Raw genomic sequence first — 18485 nt, 5'->3', positions numbered from 1 at the left:
AGCTTATCCGATTGTGTCACCATGTAACCCTCCCCAAAAATAGGACAAGTTAAAACGCAACACTAAAGGTTTAACTTTAACTTGTAACAATGAAAAAGAGTAAGCACTCAGAACATCAGATTGTGAAAGTACTCGGAGAGTACGAGAACGGTCGTAAGGTAGAAGACATCTGCCGGGAATTAAATATTCACAAAGCCACTTTCCATAACTGGAAGAAGAAGTATTCAGGGATGAGTGGGACGGATCTGGCAGAACTAAAATCTCTTCAACAGGAGAATGCCAGATTAAAGAAGATGTATGCTGATCTAGCCCTGGATCACGCCGTTCTCAAGGACGTACTATCAAAAAAGTTTTAGGGCCTTTTGAAAAGCGAGTGGTGGTGAATTATATCGTAAACGAGTATGGCATGAGCATTCAAAAGGCCTGTAAGATCATGGATTTAAGTCGTTCCGTTTATTACTATTCTTCTGTAAAAGACGATACAGAAGTAAGAGGAAAGCTACTAGGTCTAGCCGAAAATCATCCGAAGGAGGGTCAGGATAAGATGTATCAAAGGATACGGAATCAGGGCCTTAAATGGAATTACAAGCGTGTCCGCAGGATTTACCTTCTATTGGGTCTAAACCTTCGTCAAAAGACTCGCAAGAGGCTTCCTGCACGTGTTAAAGTACCGTTGATTCAGCCGGAAGGCATCAATCATACTTGGAGCATGGACTTCATGCATGATGTTCTTGGCAATGGCCGGAAGATCAGAATTTTGAATATCATCGCTGATTATAACCGGGAAGCTCTGACCGTAGAGGCTCATTTCAGTATACAGTCGAACATGGTAGTTCAAAGTCTGGAGGATCTAATCGCATATAGAGGTAAGCCTACCCAAATCAGAGTTGATAACGGCCCTGAATTTATTGCAAATGTGTTGGCTGACTGGTGTAGAGAGAATGACATCAGACTCCTTTATATCCAGCCCGGAAAGCCCTTTCAGAATGGATAACGTTTTAACCGAACTTTTAGAGCATCTATACTGGACGCTTATGTGTTTGAAAATATCCATCAGGTCAGAATCCTGGCAGAAGAATTTATGAAGGATTATCATACCCAAAGACCGCATGAATCGCTAGGAGGATTCACCCCGGAAAAGTTTAAAAATTTGAGCACTTCATTTCCAGCAGGGGGAGCTAGCTCCCCCTGCTGGAAGAACAATAAATCAATATCTTTGTTTAATTATACTATGTCCTAAAAAGGGGAGGGTTACATTATTGCGTTTCAGAAAAGAACGTCTTTGGAAGGAAGAGACTACTATGTCATTCAGTTACAATCAGATGAAATTGAACTGCTGGTGTCAAAGAACACCGGAAGGCATTATGCCACCCTCAGAAAATGCTGGATGTCTACTACGTTCGATGAACAAACCTGTAAGCTGATGTTGGGTAAGAAAATGCCCGGAACAATCTTGAAGGAACAATGTGATCCGTATTCGTTCGTAATCGAAGATACAGGCGAAGAAATAACCCTGAACCATCGGAATACATATTCACCTGTGGAATCCGAAGAAGGAAAAGTAATTGGTGAGCTTCAGGAAGCATGATTTGACTCAGCCAACCAAAATCTCTCCTATATATGTATTTGTTTGGGTAGGTTTAGTTATAAATCTATATCTATAGAGATAACCAAAACAATATGTATATAAGGGGTAGTTGTTTTGGTTGTCTCACTTTTCTTTTTTCTCTTCTCAGCTCAAACCTTTGCTCATTCAAAAATTTAATATTTTCTTCGTCACCTCGTCAAATTTACTGAAATAGTAAAGAGAGAAATAATAGTATTACTATTTTGAAGTTGTAACTAACCTGTAGAGTAACCTACTTTGTTCAATCCTGTGAACATTTTTCAATTTCTGTTCGCCATGTACTGATTGTACTTTTCAGTGTACCACCACCTCTAAGTGAAGGTGTTGGCAAGACAGCATTGTAAATACTAAGCTCATTACAATGATTACTAATTTGACACCATTGTTCCCATATTCTCCGTATCCCATTATCAGTTCTTCGTGTAAAAAATACTCCCTTTAAACTATTCCTTCTCGAAGTTATATACTTAATTATATCATCTGTATTAAAGTCAATATTGAATATATATTGACCATTTTCCCTTAAATCCAGATTTTTATCTTGAAACCCATTTGTCAATAGTTGAACATGTTGATCGTTTTCTTGGTCTGCATTTTCAATATTTTTAATTAAATCTGTTAACCCAATAAGATTTTGTTCGCAGAATGAAAGCCATTCTGGTTTTCCCTTGTCAATTAGACAATTTCGATTGAAAGCGTGAGGACAAATACACCAAAAAAAGTTTGTTTCTCTGCCATAAAAATACTCTGCATTGTTTTCATTTTCAGCATTCCAACTTGGATTAAATGTGCCAATGAAGAGATACTCGACAAGGTTCTGATTAGGAATTAATTCGTCATAAAATCTATGGAAACACGGCATAATTATAATTTCTTTTTTTAGGGTTGCCCATTTAGTTATCGTAGGCCAATACCATTTTAGCGGTAAGCGGTTTGTGTTTGACCACTCTGTCTAATAATCTATCCAGAATGATCTTTCTGTGATTACGCCTATTGAATCTAAAAAAGTACTCGTCTATATACTTTTGCAAATATTTTGGCTCACAATAAGCATGCGTTCCTCTAAGCCATCTTTTGAAGTTTAGGATTTAGGTGTGCAATACAGGAAAGTTCGTTCGTTTGTTAGATAGAATATGTTTCAGCTCGGGATAATCCTCTTTCAATGGCTTATATGAAGCCCATTTATCGGTGACTACCTTTGCCTCTTTAGAAATATGCTCTTCAAAAATTGGCTTTAGTGATTTTGTCGAAAAATCATCTATAACTTTTGCATAGGCCCTGCCTGCCTTGCCTTCTCTAATCTCAACGGCTACCACTAAACGTACTTTACTTTCACTTTTACTTCGACCTTGTTCTCCTTCTTTCGGAGTGCCTATTTCAAACTCATCGACATGTACTTCTCCCTCCAATGAGTAGCTCTGACTACTTTCCATAGCAGATTGAAGTTTTTGACGAAACAACCATGCCGTCTTTTGATTAACCCCAAAACGTTCTGCCAGCCAAATACTACTTAACCCTTTCTTCGAAGTAGAAATTTCATAAACCATCTCAAAGGCCTTAAGGATACCAAACTTCAGATTATGAAACAAAGTACCACTGGTAGGCGACTCATCATATCCACATTTACTGCATCTACGGTTGTGATGTTGCTTACCTTTGATATAGATTTCACTCTCACAGCGAGAACATTTATATCCTGACTCCCACTTTAAGTCCGAAAGAAATTTATAACAGCCCTTTTCGGTCGAAAAACGAGTGTTAAACTCTTCTCTGCTTAGCTCTTTTAGTATCTTCATTGTACCTCTATCTGGATACAATTTACAAAATAATATACTCATAAACAACTATTTGAGATATAAATGGGTAGTCCTATGCTTTTTAATAACTTTTAAATAGTTAATGCTGTAAGATACTTAAAACCAATAATAATAAGTCTATTCTACTCTCTGGTTCAACCCATTCTTTTTGCTCTAACATGGAAACCTTTTTTTTGATTCCAGTCATCGCCCATTTCGTTGGTAAAAGCATTCTGTTTTATCCCTAGGAATTCCCTTAATCACTTGATATCTCTGCCCTGGTATACTTTCATTGAGGTATGAGTAGATTATACCTGTGATATTATCACTGATAATACTTATGTCTAAAAATACTGGACAAACATACGTATTCTATATATAAAAATGGTAAAATGAGGTATGAACTACAAGAAGACTTAATTACATAAAAAATAGCACCTTATGAAAAACTTTTTCCGCAAGATAGTGAGTAACCATTGCAAATTTCTTAAGGTGATGATAGTGAGGATGTCAGTACAATTATTTTATGTACTTTAGCAAAGTATTAAATTAACTGTATAGGTCAATGCAAGAAATCATATATAAAATTGACAATTGGACGATAACTAAGATCATAGGAGGATTTGTGGGTGTTTTGACAATTTTAGGAACCATTTTTTCTAAATGGCTTTTGACAAAATTAACTCAAGCAGGACAGCATAATTATGACAAACGACTTGAAGATCTTAGAGGTCAAATTAATAGAAATAATGGAATATTAAGTTCCATAATCCAAAACTATTTTTCCTCTTCGCAAAAACTACTAGATAAGAAAATCGAAGTCTATGACTTATTATGGTCTTCGATCTTAAAAATTAGAGATGAACTTCCCTCCGGAATCTCTCTGCTCTATCAAATATCATCTGACGATGAACTTAATAAGAGTACAGCATTTAATTATTTTAATGATAATCCTAAGTTAGGACCTCAACTTAAAACTTATAAAATTGAAAAAGATGTGATGCCAATTGTTGAAAATGAAAGGACGTTAGTCCCGTATAGGCCTTTTCTAAGTGACAATTCGTATAAATTATACTCCACATACTATAGTTTAATAGGACGCATGACATTTCAATTCATTCAGAATTACTCAAATTCAAAAATTTATAATTGGAAAAAAGATGATCATTTAATAGGCATCTTGGCGGTCACATTAACAGAAAAAGAAATTGAGCATATAAAAAGTTTAAAGGTAGGTGCATTTACCGTATTAACAGAGCTGCTCGAGTACAAAATCCTACAAGACATCAAAAATAATTTAAGTATGGGTGAGACAAGTGAAAGTACTATTGAACATATAAGAGATATTGAAAAAATGCTAAATGCTATGACTAAATGATAAAAAGACTTCTACACTTTTAGATTGCTTTCATAATTCTTAATATAGAAAAATGTAAGTTATACCCCTATTCTTAATAAGAATCTTGCAGAGCGAACTCATCCGGGTTTGCTCTTTTTTTCCACTTCAAATCAAACGTTTATGATAATTGAACTCGCAAAACGAGAACAGGCCAAGATTAAGATTGGCTTGCAGGGGCCTAGTGGCTCCGGAAAGAGCTATTCGGCTCTTTTATTGGCTCATGGCCTGACCAATGATTGGTCAAAGATCGTAGTTATTGACACGGAAAATAAGTCCTCCAGTCTCTATTCACACCTGGGAGACTTTAACATCCTTGATCTGAAACCTCCTTATAGCCCAGAAAGGTACATCGAGGCTATTAATCTGTGTGTAAGGCATGGTATGCAGGCCATTATTATTGATAGTATAACAATGGAATGGGAATATATCCTTGATGCTCATTCCCAGCTTACCGGTAACTCTTATACAAACTGGGCAAGGTTTACACCTCGACATCAGAAATTCATTCAGGCTATCCTGCATTCTGATATCCACATTATCTGTACACTCCGGTCTAAACAGGATTATGTTCTAACGGAAAATGAGAAAGGTAAACTGGCTCCTGAAAAGGTGGGTATGAAGGCCATTCAGAGGGATGGAACAGATTATGAGCTTACACTGATGTTTGAGCTGGATATCAAGCATAATGCTATCACCACCAAAGATCGCACAGGTCTGTTTTCAGGGAGATTACCCTTTCAGATCACAGAAGAAACAGGCAGAGAGATTCTGAACTGGTGTCAGACAGGAGAAATAGCCGTAAGAGACTATGAGACCCTGATTAAGAGCTGTAATAGCCTACAGGAGCTTCTTTCCCTGTTTGAAAGTGTCTCCAAAGAGGTGCAGCAGCAGTTTAAACCTGATTTCAATCAAAGAAAACTCCAATTAACCCCAAATTATGTTCAAAATGGAATTAGTTAAAGTAGATCGTCACCTCGTCACCGGGGAGCAGTCATCTACAGAACTGCCGTTCATAGTGGCCAATACCAGTCCTATGAATATGTTTGAACTGGAACATGAGCATATCATTCCGGTTTTTGTAAAGGATAATGAACCTGTGATATCGCATCAGGATTTCATTAACTGTGTTCAGGAAGTATCAGGACAGGTATTCCCTCATGAGACCATTTTAAAGCCCTCTATTCGTGTTTCTCACCCCATCAAAGGCAGAATACCCGAAGCGAAAGATAAGCCAGCCAAGGAGTTGTTAGAGCATGAAAAAACCATCTACTATGAGAGAATGGCCTTTGTGCTGGAAATACCCTCTATCAGTTCTACTATTAACGGCAATAAGCTCAATCTGACCATAGGAGGAATTAAGGCCTATAATTTGGATAACTTGTATAACCGGAAAGGAGCTGATGAACATTTCAAAGTATTCATTGGCTTTCAGAATAAAGTCTGCTGCAATATGTGTATTTGGTCAGATGGCTATACAGGAACGATCAAGGCAAGAAGTATCACGGAGCTGATGAAGCAGATATTTGCTTTGTTTGTGGAGTACAATATCGAGAATCAGCTTACACTCTTGAGGCAGTTCCCGGAATACTATCTTACAGAAAGCCAGTTTGTAACCTTTTTGGGAAGAACGAAGCTGTATCAGTACCTGCCTGCACAGGAGAAGAAAACTTTACCGGAGTTTATGTTCGGAGAGAATCAGTTAAGCATGGTAGCCAGAGATTACCTGGCTGATGAAGATTTTAGCAGGACAGATACAGGAGATATAAGCCTTTGGAATCTGTATAACCTCTTTACAGGAGCCAATAAGATGTCTTACATTGATAGTTTCCTGAATCGGGGACTTAATGCCTCACAGGTTATTCATCACCTGACAGAATCTTTTAACAAAAATGAGCCGAGCTGGTTTCTCAGATGAACAGACCGTTTAAAGTAATAGACCCGTTCTCGATATTATTTGTGGACAGGTCAGGGAAACTAAGGAGGGCATATTGCCCTTTTTTTGTGCGCTGTAGGAGCCCTGTAGATAGATACGTTCTCAATCAGATGGTAGCTGTTGAAATGGTAAAGAGTAATGGAAAGGAAAGCTCCATTGAGTTTCTTATATCCGGTAGAAGTTACCAGCACCATTTTTTTGAGATTATGAGCTGAATGCTATAATGGACTCCACTGACTTAGTAACGGAAATAATTTTTAAGATTATTTTTCCTGTCCTTTAATTTTTAAAATTAGAGGGCAGGAAACGTTCTAATTTCTTAAATTAATAATCAAAAATGTTGGGCAAAATGTTGGGCAAGTAAAAAGAAAAAGGAGTCGGACGATTGTCTAACTCCTTGATAGTTAAGTGGTCCCACCTGGGCTCGAACCAGGGACCACCTGATTATGAGTCAGGTGCTCTAACCAACTGAGCTATAGGACCGGCGGTTAAAAGTGTTGCAAAGATAGAGGAAAAGGGCCTTTTCTGCAAATGTGAAAAACTATTTTTTCGAAAAAATATCCTCCAAACCCTGCAAAGCTCCTAAGATCAGACACTTGCTATTCCTTCTGGGTCTGCTGAGCAGATATACCGGTGTATCTATCCCCGTGAATAATAATCTTGTCCAACAGAGATTGCAAAGAACTCCACTCCTCATCTGAAAAATCAATTTCCCTAGCGGCAAAATTTTCCTGCATATGCGCCCATTTGGTCGTGCCAGGAATTGGAACTATCCAGGGCTTCTGATGCAAGAGCCAGGCTAAAGCTACCTGCGCCACCGTTAATCCCCTTTGATCTCCAAATTCCTTCAAAGTATCTATCAAAGGCCAGTTCGCCACCACCAATTCCTTCTGATATCGGGGCAAAGTGGACCTATTGTCATTCAATGCATTATATTTCGTCCTCTCATTCAAATACCCCGTAATCATCCCCCTGCTCAGAGGACTGTAAGGCACAAAACCTACCCCTAATTCTTCACATGTACCTAGTATCTCCACTTCCGGTAAACGCGTCATCAATGAGTACTCACTCTGTACAGCCGTCACCGCCTGCTCTTTATGTGCCCTCCTCAATACCCCTGCACTGCATTCACTCAATCCAAAATGCTTCACCTTTCCCTCCGTTATCAACTCCTTCACCGTTCCTGCCACCTCCTCAATAGGCACCTTTGGGTCTACTCTATGCTGGTACAACAGATCTATATAGTCAGTCTGTAAACTCCTAAGTGAATTTTCAACCACTCTACGTATGGTTTCCGGTCGGCTATCAAGACCCTCTGAAGGTTTACCGTTGATAAATCCAAATTTAGTAGCTAGGACAATGTTCTTACGAAAAGACTTTACACCCTTGCCTACCAGTCTTTCATTCGTCAATGGCCCGTAGGCCTCCGCGGTATCAAAGAAGGTAATGCCCGCCTCATAAGCATTGCGCAGCAACTTCAAACTTGCCTTCTCGTCAGGGACAAAACTCCGATGATAACTCATCCCCATACACCCCAAACCCAGAGGGGATACTTTTAATGCAGCCTTGCCTTGACCTAAAATTCTGTATTGGAAATCTTTTGGGCAAAATGAACCTAGAGCTAAAACCCCACCTATTGCAGCACTACTGAAGATAAATTCTCTCCTACTATTCATAATGATCGTTTATTTTTTAGCGAATCTCCGAAAAGTAGACGGTATCAGTCTTCTATAAATTACGGAATCTTATACCCATTTTACTCAACTCTAGTAAACCTCGTGGTCCTGCCCACTAAGGAAACCCCTATGTACCCCCGCACATTCAAGGTGTTCTTACCCGCCCATTTAATAGTGGCGGAATAGGTCTTGCCGGATTTAGGATCATAGATCTGACCTCCCTTCCAATCCTGCCCATCGGCCGTGAAGCCCTTCAAAAAGGTCAAACCTACCAAGGACTTATCTCTCAACTTAGGGTCCGGATTGTTCTTATCTTTCACATCTCCGTCCTTCAGCCATACTACCTTCCCGTATAGCTTCCCCCCTTGTTCGTAAAACTGGATCTTACCCTCTTTCTCCTCATTCCACCATTGCCCTTGTGTGATTTCCTGAGCACGAACCTGAATGGCCATTAGAACACAGAAGAAGAACAGATATTTTTTCATGATTTGAGTTTTATTTTCTTATAAAGATAGAAAATAATCTGAGGGACTAAAATGCCTATCAGCGCCCCTACGATCACATCACCAGGATGGTGAACCCCCACATAGATGCGGGAATATCCCATCAAGGTAGCCCAGGCTAACAGCACCCAGAACAATCGCTTGTTTTCAGAAAAGACCAAACTAAAGCCCATAAATATTCCAAAGGCATTAGCCGCATGGGAAGAAGCAAAACCGTATTTGCCTCCACAATTTCCTACTAAGATCATCTCGTTCAGATAGTCGTGACAAGGGCGCAGTCGGGCGAAATTAGGCTTCATAATGCCAGAAGCGACATAATCACTAACCCCTACTCCTATTGCTATTAGAGCCACAAACACCAAAGCCTGCTTCCAGTGAAAACTTCGAAAAAGCATCACCAACAGAATCAATACCACGGGTATCCATGACTTGGCATTGGTATAAATCAAAAAGAATTTATCCCAAAAAGGAGTATGGTAGCCGTTCAAAAAGATGAACAACTGCTTATCCCAATCCAGTAGGCTTTCCATTACAAGAATTTCATAACCTTACGCACTTCTTCCATGGTCTTACGCGCTACCTCTTCTACCTTCTCCTCTCCTATTCTCAACTGCTTTTCCAGTGCTTCAGTGTCGTTAAAGTAATAATTATAGATTTCTCTGTGCTTGGCAAAACGGGTCAATAAGGTTTCAAACAACTCTTTCTTCGCATGACCGTAACCGTATCCACCGGCAAGGTAATTTTGACGCATGGTCTCCACCTGCTCAGGTGTCCCCACCAAACTAAATATCTTGAAGGTATTGTCCGTATCCGGATTCTTAGGCTCTTCCAGAGGAGTTGCATCAGAAACGATCTTCTTCACTACCTTGTTCAACTCGTTCTCAGGAAGGAAGATGTCAATGTAGTTGTTGTACGACTTACTCATCTTCGCTCCGTCAATGCCCGGAATGGTCATCACCTCTTCATTAATAAAAGGCGCTGGGATCTTAAAGACCTCACCGTATACTCGGTTAAAGACTTCCGCTATATCCTTAGCTATCTCTAAATGTTGCTTTTGATCCTTTCCTACCGGCACAAAATCCGCCTGATACAGGATGATATCCGCTGTCATCAAAACCGGATAGGTAAATAAACCTGCATTCACGTCAGAAAGCTTTTCCGACTTATCCTTAAACGAATGAGCATTCGCAAGCATAGGATAAGGAGTAAGACAGTTCAAATACCACATCAATTCCGTATGGTATGGCGCCAATCTGGATTGTCTATAGAAAAAGGATTTCTCCGGATCTAATCCGCAAGCTAGCCATGCACATGCCACCGCCCGGGTATTTTCTACAAGCACCTGCGGATCTTTTATGGTAGTAAGAGAATGTAAATCAGCAATAAATAAATAGGATTCGTTTTCCGGTTTCTTTGATAGAGCCACAGCCGGTTCAATAGCCCCAAGGATGTTTCCTAAGTGGGGGCGACCCGTAGCTTGGATCCCCGTCAATATTCTCGCCATACTCCTTTGGATAAAATTCGATTCTACAATATATTTCACAAAAATATAGAAAATACATGATCAAGGCTTCAACTTTCGCTTTTTTAAGAGCGCTAACGGATAATAACACCAGGGAATGGTTCCAGGAACATAAATCGGAATTTGAAGCTGCAAAAGACAACTTCACCCAATTCTCTGACAGCATCCTTAAGGAGCTAAAAGAGGTGGAGCCAAAATACTATGATACCCAGATCAAAGACTGCATATTCCGCATCTACAGAGATGTGAGATTCTCCAAAGACAAGAAACCGTATAAGATACATCTGGCCGCTGCATTCGGAGAAAACGGTAAGAATTCAGGAAAAATAGACTACTATTTCCATCTCCAAGATCAGGAAACCTTCTTGGGTGCCGGAATCTGGAACCCTACTGCAGAGGAATTGGCTACGTTCCGACAAGAGATCGACTACAATCCGGAAGAACTTAAAAACATTATTGAGGATTCAGAATTCAAAAAACACTTTCCACTGGTACACGGTGAACAACTCAAACGTGCACCTAAAGGCTATGCAGAAGATCATCCGGAGATCCATCTGCTCAAATACAAATCCCTGTTCTTTATGAAAAAGTTCACTAACGAAGAAGTACTTTCTCCTGATTTCAAAGAAAACTTGCTGAAACACATAGAGAGATTAAAGCCCTTCGTAGATTATCTGAATGAAATCCTCTACGAAGGGTAAACTATTATTTTGAACCAAGGATGGCTTGAGTAAAGTCTTGAATAAGGTCATCTATATCTTCCAAACCTACGGATACGCGCATGCTACCTTCATAGATGCCTAAACCGTATTTATCTTCGGTTGGCACCTTGGAATGCGTAGTCGTAAATGGATTGGTAATGGTGGTTCTGCTATCCCCTAGATTTGAAGTCAAAGAAGGAATAGTAAGTAATTTGGTAAATCTAACTACTCTCTCAAATCCACCTTCTAATTCAAATGTAACTAAGGCTCCACCGGCACTCATCTGCTTTTTAGCCAAATCCTTTTGCTTAAAAGAATCAAGGAAAGGGTAATTCACTTGCTTTACTCCTTCCACTTTTTCAAGAGCAGTAGCCAAAGCAAGGGCATTACTACAATGTCTTTCCATTCTCAAATGCAAGGTTTCCAAACTTTTGGATAATACCCAAGCATTGAAAGGAGATAAAGCCGGTCCGGTTTGACGGGTGAAGAATCTCACTTTTTCTATCAATTCTTTGGTACCTACCACTACTCCACCTAGAACACGCCCTTGACCATCCATAAACTTGGTCGCCGAGTGTAAAACCAGGTTGGCGCCAAATTGGCTTGGAACCTGCAATACTGGTGTTGCAAAGCAATTGTCTATACAATAGATTAAATCATGCTTCTTCGCAAGTCTGCCTATCATCTCCAAATCCACGATTTCAAGTCCGGGGTTAGAAGGAGTCTCTAAGTAGATCATCTTAGTATTCTCCTGAATGGCCGCTTCCCATTCTGATTCCGGTGCGGAAGCATCAACATATGTGTAGCTAATCCCCCATTTCACCAGGATCTGAGTGATAATCTGGTGAGAAGAACCAAACAATGCTTTTGAAGAAACCAAATGGTCACCTGCAGAAAGATGCGCCCCAAAACATGCAAACACCGCTGCCATACCCGTCCCTGTGGCTACTCCGTCTTCTAATTCTTCCAGTACACAGATCTTATCTACGAACTCCTGTACAGTAGGATTAGAAAAGCGGGAATAAATGTTTCCCTCTAGTGTTCCATCAAAGAGATCTTTTCCTTGTGCTGCATCTTCGTAGCAAAAACTGCTGGTCAGGTATAGCGGGGTAGAATTCTCTCTGTTGTGTGTCCGTTCAGACTGAATCTTGATAACCTTTGTCTGTTTCTTCATTTCCATTTATCGTTTAATGATCAAAAATTCCTTCTCTATAACGTGCTATCCAGGACTTCTGTGGTCCGCCAATTCTCTCATAGAAAGGCACAAAGTACGTCATCATATCTTTCTTAAAATCCCCGCTGGGATAGAAGGGTTCAGCTATAAGCACTTCCTTCCTCTCATAATCAAAACCCACTCTAATAATGGGCATCTCTGCCCCTACGGCTATATAATAGAATCCGGAACGTAGGCGCCCCACATCTTTTCTTGTTCCTTCAGGAGCCAAAGATATCAAAGCCTCGTCTAAGCCCTTGATGGTATAGATCTGCTGCTCAACCAAATTCCCCTTTCTCGTTCTATCCACAGGTATTCCACCCAAAGCTCTGAATATAAAACCAAAGGGAGGCTTAAAGAGCTCCGCTTTCCCAAAAAAAGAAATCCTTCTTTTCAGGAGCGCCCTGGAAGCCAGTCCCACAAAGAAATCTTCACTTTTCCAATGCGGAGCCACAGCGATCATGGCCTTCTTCAAGCCCGGATCTATATCTCCGATGATCTTCCATCCTTTGGACTTGAACCACCAAATGTATAATGCTTCCATTTAGGAAATGGGATAGGGTATAAAACAAAGTACGAACAGTAACATAGCTAACCAGCCCAGGATCTGTCTTCCCCACCCCAAAGGCCCAACATCAAATGTAGGTGGATGATACACTCCCAGCACTCTACCTATCAGGAAGCCAAAGGCTAAAAACCCGGGATAGCCCATAATGCCAGGTTGCCATTGAGTAAGAAGAAGCTGACACAGCACTACGGCCAAAGTCAAAATCCAGTTGCTTGTTCTATTGGTAAATATCTTGGAAAAACATAAGTATACAAAGTATACATACAGGAAAAACTGCAAATAAAGAAGATAGTCAGCGCCAGCAGCCCATTCCTGTACCTGAAACATCCCCAGGCCGGAATACCCTACCAGCAACACCAACGCCGAAGGAGAAATCACTCGAAAGGCTTTAGGTCCCACTAACCCATACAAGATGTGCCCCCCGTCAAGTTGACCTATGGGCAGTAAATTAATGGCGGTAAAAAGCAATCCCAGAAATCCTGCCAGAATCAGGGGATAATGAGAAAGTTCATAAGGGTGAGGAAGCAAGTCGGGATTACCAAAGGTGTTTTCCATAAATGAATACAGCATGCTTTTCCCTAAGGTTATGGCTTCAAAGGCACTGGCATTCTTATCCAAAAGCTCTCTATAATCTCCGGGATAAGATTGATATTCAGGATGAATGCCATAGATGTATTCGTCTCCAGGCATGTACTGAAACCCAAAGTACAAACAAACCAAAGCTACTACGGCTCCGGCTAAGGGCCCCGCTATGCCGATATCAAAGAAATCCTTTCGGGAATAAACCGGATCTTTGATTCTTATAAATGCCCCAAAGGTTCCTATGGACATAATGATCCCTATCCACCCAGGAATATAGTACGGCAAGGTGACCTTTATCTTCTTCCATTGAGCCGCAAAATAGTGTCCAAACTCATGGGTAGTCAAGAAAAGCAAAAAGGGAATGGAGAACTTGAATCCTTCTTTAAAATGATCCATGCCCATTTCCCCGTTTAGAAACGCCTTCCCATATATCCATTCCGCCCCGGCTAAAGTAGTGGTTAATACGCTAGCCAAAAAGAGGAGAATATGGGTACGGTATTTCTTCACAATAAATTAGGCAGAAGCGTTGTGAAGGATTCATGGGGAGAAATCTGAACAGCACGAATGCCCACTTCATTAGCGGCCTCCACATTATCCGGATTATCATCCAGAAACAGAATCTCTTCCGGTTTAACACCTATTTCATTAATTACTTGATGATAGATGGCATAATCCGGTTTCCAAAGGCCCATTTCATAAGAAAGAAAGGCCTTTTCAAAGAGTTTGGTAAAGTTTGCAATACCAAATGCTTGTCGGAAATATTGCTGGCAATACTCTATATGTAGGGAATTGGTATTAGATAGCAGATAAATGGGGATATCAAACTTTAACCTTTCTAAGTAGTCAATTCTCTCCTTTGGTATTTCTAAGAGCAGGGCATTCCAGGCCTCGTCTATCTCTTGATCGTTCAAAGGATAGCTCAAGGTCTGGCGTACCACGTCTCTGAATTCGTCGTCGGAATAAAATCCGGTTTCGTATTTTTTGAAAAGTTCGGCTTGGGCAAAAAGCTCCTTGATCCTTTCCTTAGACTTAAAGGTTAAGTCAGCAAAGGCTTGAAAAGTTCTTTCAAGATCAATGGGTATGATCACATTGCCGAAGTCAAACACTACGGCTTTGGTTTTTGCCGGCATATTACTCAATCACTACTCCCATAGCGCAGAATTTATCTATACGCTCTGAGATCCTTTTAGCTGGAGATTTCTTTTCTAAGTCTTTGATTTCTTTCAAAATGGTATTCTTCAGAATAGTAGCCATCTCGTCCCATTTCAAATGAGCTCCACCTAGTGGTTCAGGAATTATACCGTCCACTAAGCCATTCGCTTTCATATCTGTAGCCGTTAGTTTCAATGCTTCAGCAGCCTGCTCTTTGAACTCCCAGGTTCTCCATAGGATAGTAGAACAGTTCTCTGGAGAAATCACAGAATACCAGGAGTTTTCTAACATCAGTACTCTATCACCTATGCCTATACCTAATGCTCCACCTGATGCACCTTCGCCTATCACTATACAGATCACAGGCACTTTAAGGGTCATCATTTCTTTTAAGTTTCTAGCAATGGCTTCTCCCTGTCCTCTCTCCTCTGCCTCAAGCCCTGGGAAAGCACCCGGAGTATCTATCAAGGTTACGATAGGCATATTGAATTTCTCAGCCATCTTCATCAGACGAAGGGCCTTGCGGTATCCTTCCGGATTGGCCATACCAAAGTTGCGATGCTGACGCTCTTTGGTCTTTCTACCTTTCTGCTGGCCTATGATCATGACACTCTTGCCGTTAATCTTTGCCATACCTCCTACGATAGCCGGATCATCCCTTACGGTTCTGTCTCCGTGTAATTCGTGAAATTCTTCACATATACGCTCTATGTAATCTAAGGTATAAGGTCTGTCCGGGTGTCTAGATAGCTGCACTCTTTGCCAACGGGTAAGATTCTGAAAGGTCTCGGTTCTCAATGTTTCAATAGCAGCATTGAGGTTCCTTACGGCATCACTCACGTCCACATTATTATCATTGGCCAATTTCTTCATGTCTTCCAATTTGGCTTCCAATTCTGCTATGGGTTTTTCGAACTCTAGTAATGTTCTCATGTGTAATTTTTACAATTCAAAGGTCTGATACCGAGCCGGTAACTCCACATCCTCGTATCCACTCTCATTCAAAATTTGCTTAAAATTAAGCATAGCATTCAAATCTCCATGAACTAAAAAGAGTTTTTTTAAGAGTTCAGGCTTTTGAATTTTGGCGAATGCAAGGAGGTCATCACGGTCTCCGTGACCACTAAAAATATCCGTTTTCTTAATTTTTGCGTTTACCTCAAGCTTCTTGTTTCGGATATGCAATTGACGCTGTTCCCCGGAAAGTAACTTCCCTCCTACAGAATCTTCGTTCGCATATCCCACCATCAATATCGTTGCGTAAGGGTTTTCAATGTTCTTTTCTATGTGGTATTCCACCCTTCCTCCCTTGATCATTCCGGAAGAACTGATGATAATACAGGGCTCTGCATGCGTTGAAACCAATTGGCTTTCCTTATTGGACTCCAAATAGTGTAGGTTCTCAAAGTCAAACAAAGAATCTGTCTCTTCAAAAAACTCCTGGGCCTCTTTGTTTAAGCGGTTCCTGTATTTCTCATAGATCTTTGTACTGGCTTTTGCTAGCGGACTATCTGTAAATACTTTGATAGGACTAATACCTTTGTCATAATACAATCTATTCAAAGTGTACAGTAAACACTGCGTTCTCCCCACACTGAAGGCAGGTACTATAAGACGCCCCTTCACATCCACACAGGCGGCTTGAATGATTTCTCCTAATATCTCCGCAGGATCTCCACTATCCTCGTGATTCCTTTGACCATATGTAGACTCCATTACTAGGTAGTCCACTTGAGGAATTGGTTTAGGATCCACTAGCAGGGTAAAATTCTTCCTACCTATATCCCCTGAGAATCCTATCTTCTTCCATTCTCCTCCTTCCTTCACTTCTAGGACTACGTGAGCCGCGCCAAGCAGGTGTCCAGCAGGGTAAAAGGTCACGAAACCATCATCTTTAAATTTGAATCTTTGTTCAAAGGCTATAGGCACAAAATTCTCCATGGCCTCCTCCACTTGTCTATTCAAATACAGGCCTTGGGTTTCTTTGCTCTTCCACTTCTTGGATTTCCTATGACTCTTCTCCACGCTTTTTACCACACGGGCATTCAAGCTCGCCGCATCATAAAGCAGCACTTCTGTAAGATCCATGGTAGGACTGGTACAAAGTACCTGTCCTTCAAATCCGTCCTGATATAAATTAGGTATCTGCCCTGAATGATCAATATGAGCATGCGTCAGAATGACTACATTAACTCTAGAGGCATCAAAAGGAAAATTTCCGTATCTAAACTCTTCCTCTGTAAGCCTAGGGTTCCCTTCTACCTCTGACCCACAGTCGATTAGAGCCTGATATCCATCTTCAAACTCCAGAAGAAACATGCTCCCCGCCACTTTCTGGGCCGCACCATAAAATGTTAGCTTCATAAGTTTAAAGAGCTCTTTTATTCTTAATGAAATACAAAGATACTATATTGGCGGGCATTTTCGTGAATATACTTATGAAGTTGATCTGTTTTATTCTCCTACAACTTAACGTTTTTAGCTCCGGTATCAATAAGCATATCCAAAGCTTCAGAAGCGCTAAAGGCCAGGAAGGCATCCAAGTGTCAGTTAGCATCCGCTCCTTGAACTCCGGCGAGCAGGTGTACGCGCATGCCTCAGAAATCAATTTACCTCCAGCCTCTACGCTGAAGTTGGTCACCACCGCCACGGCCTTGGAATATCTGGGTCCTACCTATAAATTTGAAACCATGATCTATTCTAACGGTCGGGTAAGCAGCGGAAAGATCTTAGGGGATTTGCTCATTGAGGGCATTGGTGACCCCTCCCTAGGTTCAAACAGATTCAAGAATAATCCTTTCGAACAGGTCTTACAAAGCTTGAAAGACAATGAGATCCAGACCATTGAAGGACAAATCCGAGTGTTGAACAACGACACAGCCAGATTCCCCTTAGGCTGGTTAGTGGGAGATATAGGCAACTACTACGGAGCTTTCGCTTCCCCTTTTAACTTCCATGAAAACCTTTACACGGTATACTTTAATGGTGGAACTAAGATAGGAGAACCTGCTGGAATAGCTTCCATCAAGCCCTTTGACCCTGCTTGGAAAATCAAGAATCATGTCACTACTGGACCTGCCGGTAGCGGAGACCAAGTGAATATTTTAAATCTTCCCTTCTCTAATGAGATCTTGATGATAGGATCAGTACCCTTGAATGCGAAGAACTTCGCCATCAAAGGAGCCATCCCGAACGTCAATAAAATCTTTACCGATAGCCTGAGTAGCTATCTACGTCAAAATGGAATCAGTGTCAACAACAAGATCTACCCGGAAAATCTACAAAACGAGGAGCTAGGGTCTATTCTTTCCCCAGATGTTTTTGAAATCAGCAAGGAAACAAACTTCAGAAGTGTGAACATATTTGCAGACGGCTTAGCTAATTTCATGTGGGATGCAGAAGCTCCAGATTATGATACCTTCCTGAAAGACTTTTGGAAAGAAAAAGGAGTAGACCTAAGTACGCATAGATTTATTGACGGTAGTGGTTTATCTCCCATGAATACCCTTTCTACTCAGAATCTCTCGCTCATCTTATTCAAGATGAAAGATCAAAACCGCTTTTTACAAACTATTCCCATAGCAGGTAAAGAAGGTACAGTTAGTTCAGTAGCCGTAAATACAGGTGGTAAGATCAGCATGAAAAGTGGAAGTATCTCAGGATGTAGAAATTATGCTGGATATTTCACCTCAAACCTTGGAAAAAAATATGCTTTCTCTATATTTGTAAATGGCTTTCACTCAGACCATAGCAAGGCCGTAAGAACTTTCCTGGAAGAGTTCTTTGTAAAAATGATAGCCATTAAAGAATAGC

At 40.7% G+C, this 18485-nt stretch carries 17 protein-coding genes, 1 tRNA gene and 2 pseudogenes; 7 read left to right on the top strand and 13 right to left on the bottom strand.

The window, feature by feature from the left end; genetic code table 11:
• Nucleotides 1-89: 89 nt before the first annotated feature.
• Both LBYS_RS19835 and LBYS_RS01625 read left to right on the top strand, forming a co-directional pair.
• Nucleotides 90-1240, top strand: a pseudogene (locus LBYS_RS19835) (IS3 family transposase).
• Nucleotides 1241-1339: 99 nt separating this feature from the next.
• Entirely contained in the window at nt 1340-1588 is a 249-nt protein-coding gene (locus LBYS_RS01625) for a hypothetical protein (RefSeq protein ID WP_229310441.1), read from the top strand.
• A 280-nt stretch (nt 1589-1868) separates the two neighbouring features.
• On the opposite strand, the gene LBYS_RS01620 is transcribed toward LBYS_RS01625, so the two are convergent.
• Together LBYS_RS01620 and LBYS_RS01615 are read right to left on the bottom strand one after the other, a co-directional pair.
• On the bottom strand, nt 1869-2489 hold the full coding sequence (locus tag LBYS_RS01620) for a hypothetical protein (protein ID WP_013407163.1): 621 nt from the start codon (nt 2487-2489) through the stop codon (nt 1869-1871).
• Nucleotides 2490-2520: 31 nt separating this feature from the next.
• Nucleotides 2521-3423 (bottom strand): annotated as a pseudogene (locus tag LBYS_RS01615) (IS1595 family transposase).
• A gap of 565 nt (nt 3424-3988) precedes the next feature.
• Between LBYS_RS01615 and LBYS_RS01610 the strand changes: the two are divergent.
• The 3 genes from LBYS_RS01610 (at nt 3989) to LBYS_RS01600 (ending at nt 6737) form a co-directional block, all read left to right on the top strand.
• Nucleotides 3989-4801, top strand: coding sequence for a hypothetical protein (locus LBYS_RS01610; RefSeq protein ID WP_013407162.1), 813 nt, complete (start codon nt 3989-3991; stop codon nt 4799-4801).
• A 141-nt stretch (nt 4802-4942) separates the two neighbouring features.
• Nucleotides 4943-5782 carry an AAA family ATPase gene (locus LBYS_RS01605; RefSeq protein ID WP_013407161.1) on the top strand — a complete coding sequence of 280 codons (840 nt, stop codon included), beginning with the start codon at nt 4943-4945 and terminating at the stop codon, nt 5780-5782.
• Nucleotides 5769-6737, top strand: coding sequence for a DUF3871 family protein (locus LBYS_RS01600; protein ID WP_222836524.1), 969 nt, complete (start codon nt 5769-5771; stop codon nt 6735-6737). Before LBYS_RS01605 ends, LBYS_RS01600 begins: the two co-directional genes overlap by 14 nt.
• Nucleotides 6738-7164: 427 nt before the next feature.
• Here the strand turns inward: LBYS_RS01600 and LBYS_RS01595 are convergent.
• The 5 genes from LBYS_RS01595 to trpS all read right to left on the bottom strand — a co-directional run bounded on the left by LBYS_RS01595 (nt 7165) and on the right by trpS (nt 10438).
• Nucleotides 7165-7238 (bottom strand) — tRNA-Ile (locus LBYS_RS01595).
• Nucleotides 7239-7354: 116 nt separating this feature from the next.
• A complete protein-coding gene (locus LBYS_RS01590; protein WP_013407159.1) occupies nt 7355-8431 on the bottom strand; it encodes an aldo/keto reductase in 1077 nt (358 codons plus the stop codon).
• Between the two features lie 80 nt (nt 8432-8511).
• Nucleotides 8512-8916 carry a DUF2147 domain-containing protein gene (locus LBYS_RS01585; RefSeq protein WP_013407158.1) on the bottom strand — a complete coding sequence of 135 codons (405 nt, stop codon included), beginning with the start codon at nt 8914-8916 and terminating at the stop codon, nt 8512-8514.
• Complete coding sequence (locus tag LBYS_RS01580) at nt 8913-9464, bottom strand: phosphatase PAP2 family protein (RefSeq protein ID WP_013407157.1); 552 nt, start codon at nt 9462-9464, stop codon at nt 8913-8915. The genes LBYS_RS01585 and LBYS_RS01580 overlap by 4 nt, the downstream gene beginning before the upstream one ends.
• Nucleotides 9464-10438 (bottom strand): tryptophan--tRNA ligase, encoded by a 975-nt coding sequence (gene trpS / locus LBYS_RS01575; RefSeq protein WP_013407156.1) that lies wholly within the window; start codon nt 10436-10438, stop codon nt 9464-9466. The genes LBYS_RS01580 and trpS overlap by 1 nt, the downstream gene beginning before the upstream one ends.
• A gap of 56 nt (nt 10439-10494) precedes the next feature.
• Between trpS and LBYS_RS01570 the strand changes: the two genes are divergently transcribed.
• Nucleotides 10495-11157: a DUF2461 domain-containing protein gene (locus tag LBYS_RS01570; protein ID WP_013407155.1), complete on the top strand. Its 663-nt coding sequence runs from the start codon at nt 10495-10497 to the stop codon at nt 11155-11157.
• A gap of 4 nt (nt 11158-11161) precedes the next feature.
• Here LBYS_RS01570 and LBYS_RS01565 read toward each other — a convergent pair whose 3' ends face one another.
• The 6 genes from LBYS_RS01565 to LBYS_RS01540 are packed head-to-tail and all read right to left on the bottom strand — an operon-like array spanning nt 11162 to nt 17036.
• Nucleotides 11162-12331 carry a trans-sulfuration enzyme family protein gene (locus LBYS_RS01565; protein ID WP_013407154.1) on the bottom strand — a complete coding sequence of 390 codons (1170 nt, stop codon included), beginning with the start codon at nt 12329-12331 and terminating at the stop codon, nt 11162-11164.
• Nucleotides 12332-12344: 13 nt separating this feature from the next.
• A complete protein-coding gene (locus LBYS_RS01560; protein WP_013407153.1) occupies nt 12345-12914 on the bottom strand; it encodes a 1-acyl-sn-glycerol-3-phosphate acyltransferase in 570 nt (189 codons plus the stop codon).
• Nucleotides 12915-14027 (bottom strand): site-2 protease family protein, encoded by a 1113-nt coding sequence (locus tag LBYS_RS01555; RefSeq protein WP_013407152.1) that lies wholly within the window; start codon nt 14025-14027, stop codon nt 12915-12917.
• Nucleotides 14024-14650 carry an HAD family hydrolase gene (locus LBYS_RS01550; RefSeq protein WP_013407151.1) on the bottom strand — a complete coding sequence of 209 codons (627 nt, stop codon included), beginning with the start codon at nt 14648-14650 and terminating at the stop codon, nt 14024-14026. The genes LBYS_RS01555 and LBYS_RS01550 overlap by 4 nt, the downstream gene beginning before the upstream one ends.
• 1 nt (nt 14651) lies before the next feature.
• Nucleotides 14652-15605: an acetyl-CoA carboxylase carboxyltransferase subunit alpha gene (locus LBYS_RS01545; RefSeq protein ID WP_013407150.1), complete on the bottom strand. Its 954-nt coding sequence runs from the start codon at nt 15603-15605 to the stop codon at nt 14652-14654.
• A gap of 9 nt (nt 15606-15614) precedes the next feature.
• Nucleotides 15615-17036, bottom strand: coding sequence for an MBL fold metallo-hydrolase (locus LBYS_RS01540; protein WP_013407149.1), 1422 nt, complete (start codon nt 17034-17036; stop codon nt 15615-15617).
• Nucleotides 17037-17110: 74 nt separating this feature from the next.
• Here LBYS_RS01540 and dacB point away from each other — a divergent pair, with 74 nt between their 5' ends.
• Complete coding sequence (gene dacB / locus LBYS_RS01535; protein WP_187287912.1) at nt 17111-18484, top strand: D-alanyl-D-alanine carboxypeptidase/D-alanyl-D-alanine endopeptidase; 1374 nt, start codon at nt 17111-17113, stop codon at nt 18482-18484.
• Nucleotide 18485 lies beyond the last annotated feature (1 nt).

The sequence above is a fragment of the Leadbetterella byssophila DSM 17132 genome (genome assembly GCF_000166395.1).
Classification (GTDB): domain Bacteria; phylum Bacteroidota; class Bacteroidia; order Cytophagales; family Spirosomataceae; genus Leadbetterella; species Leadbetterella byssophila.
This window is presented reverse-complemented; position numbering and strand designations above follow the sequence as displayed.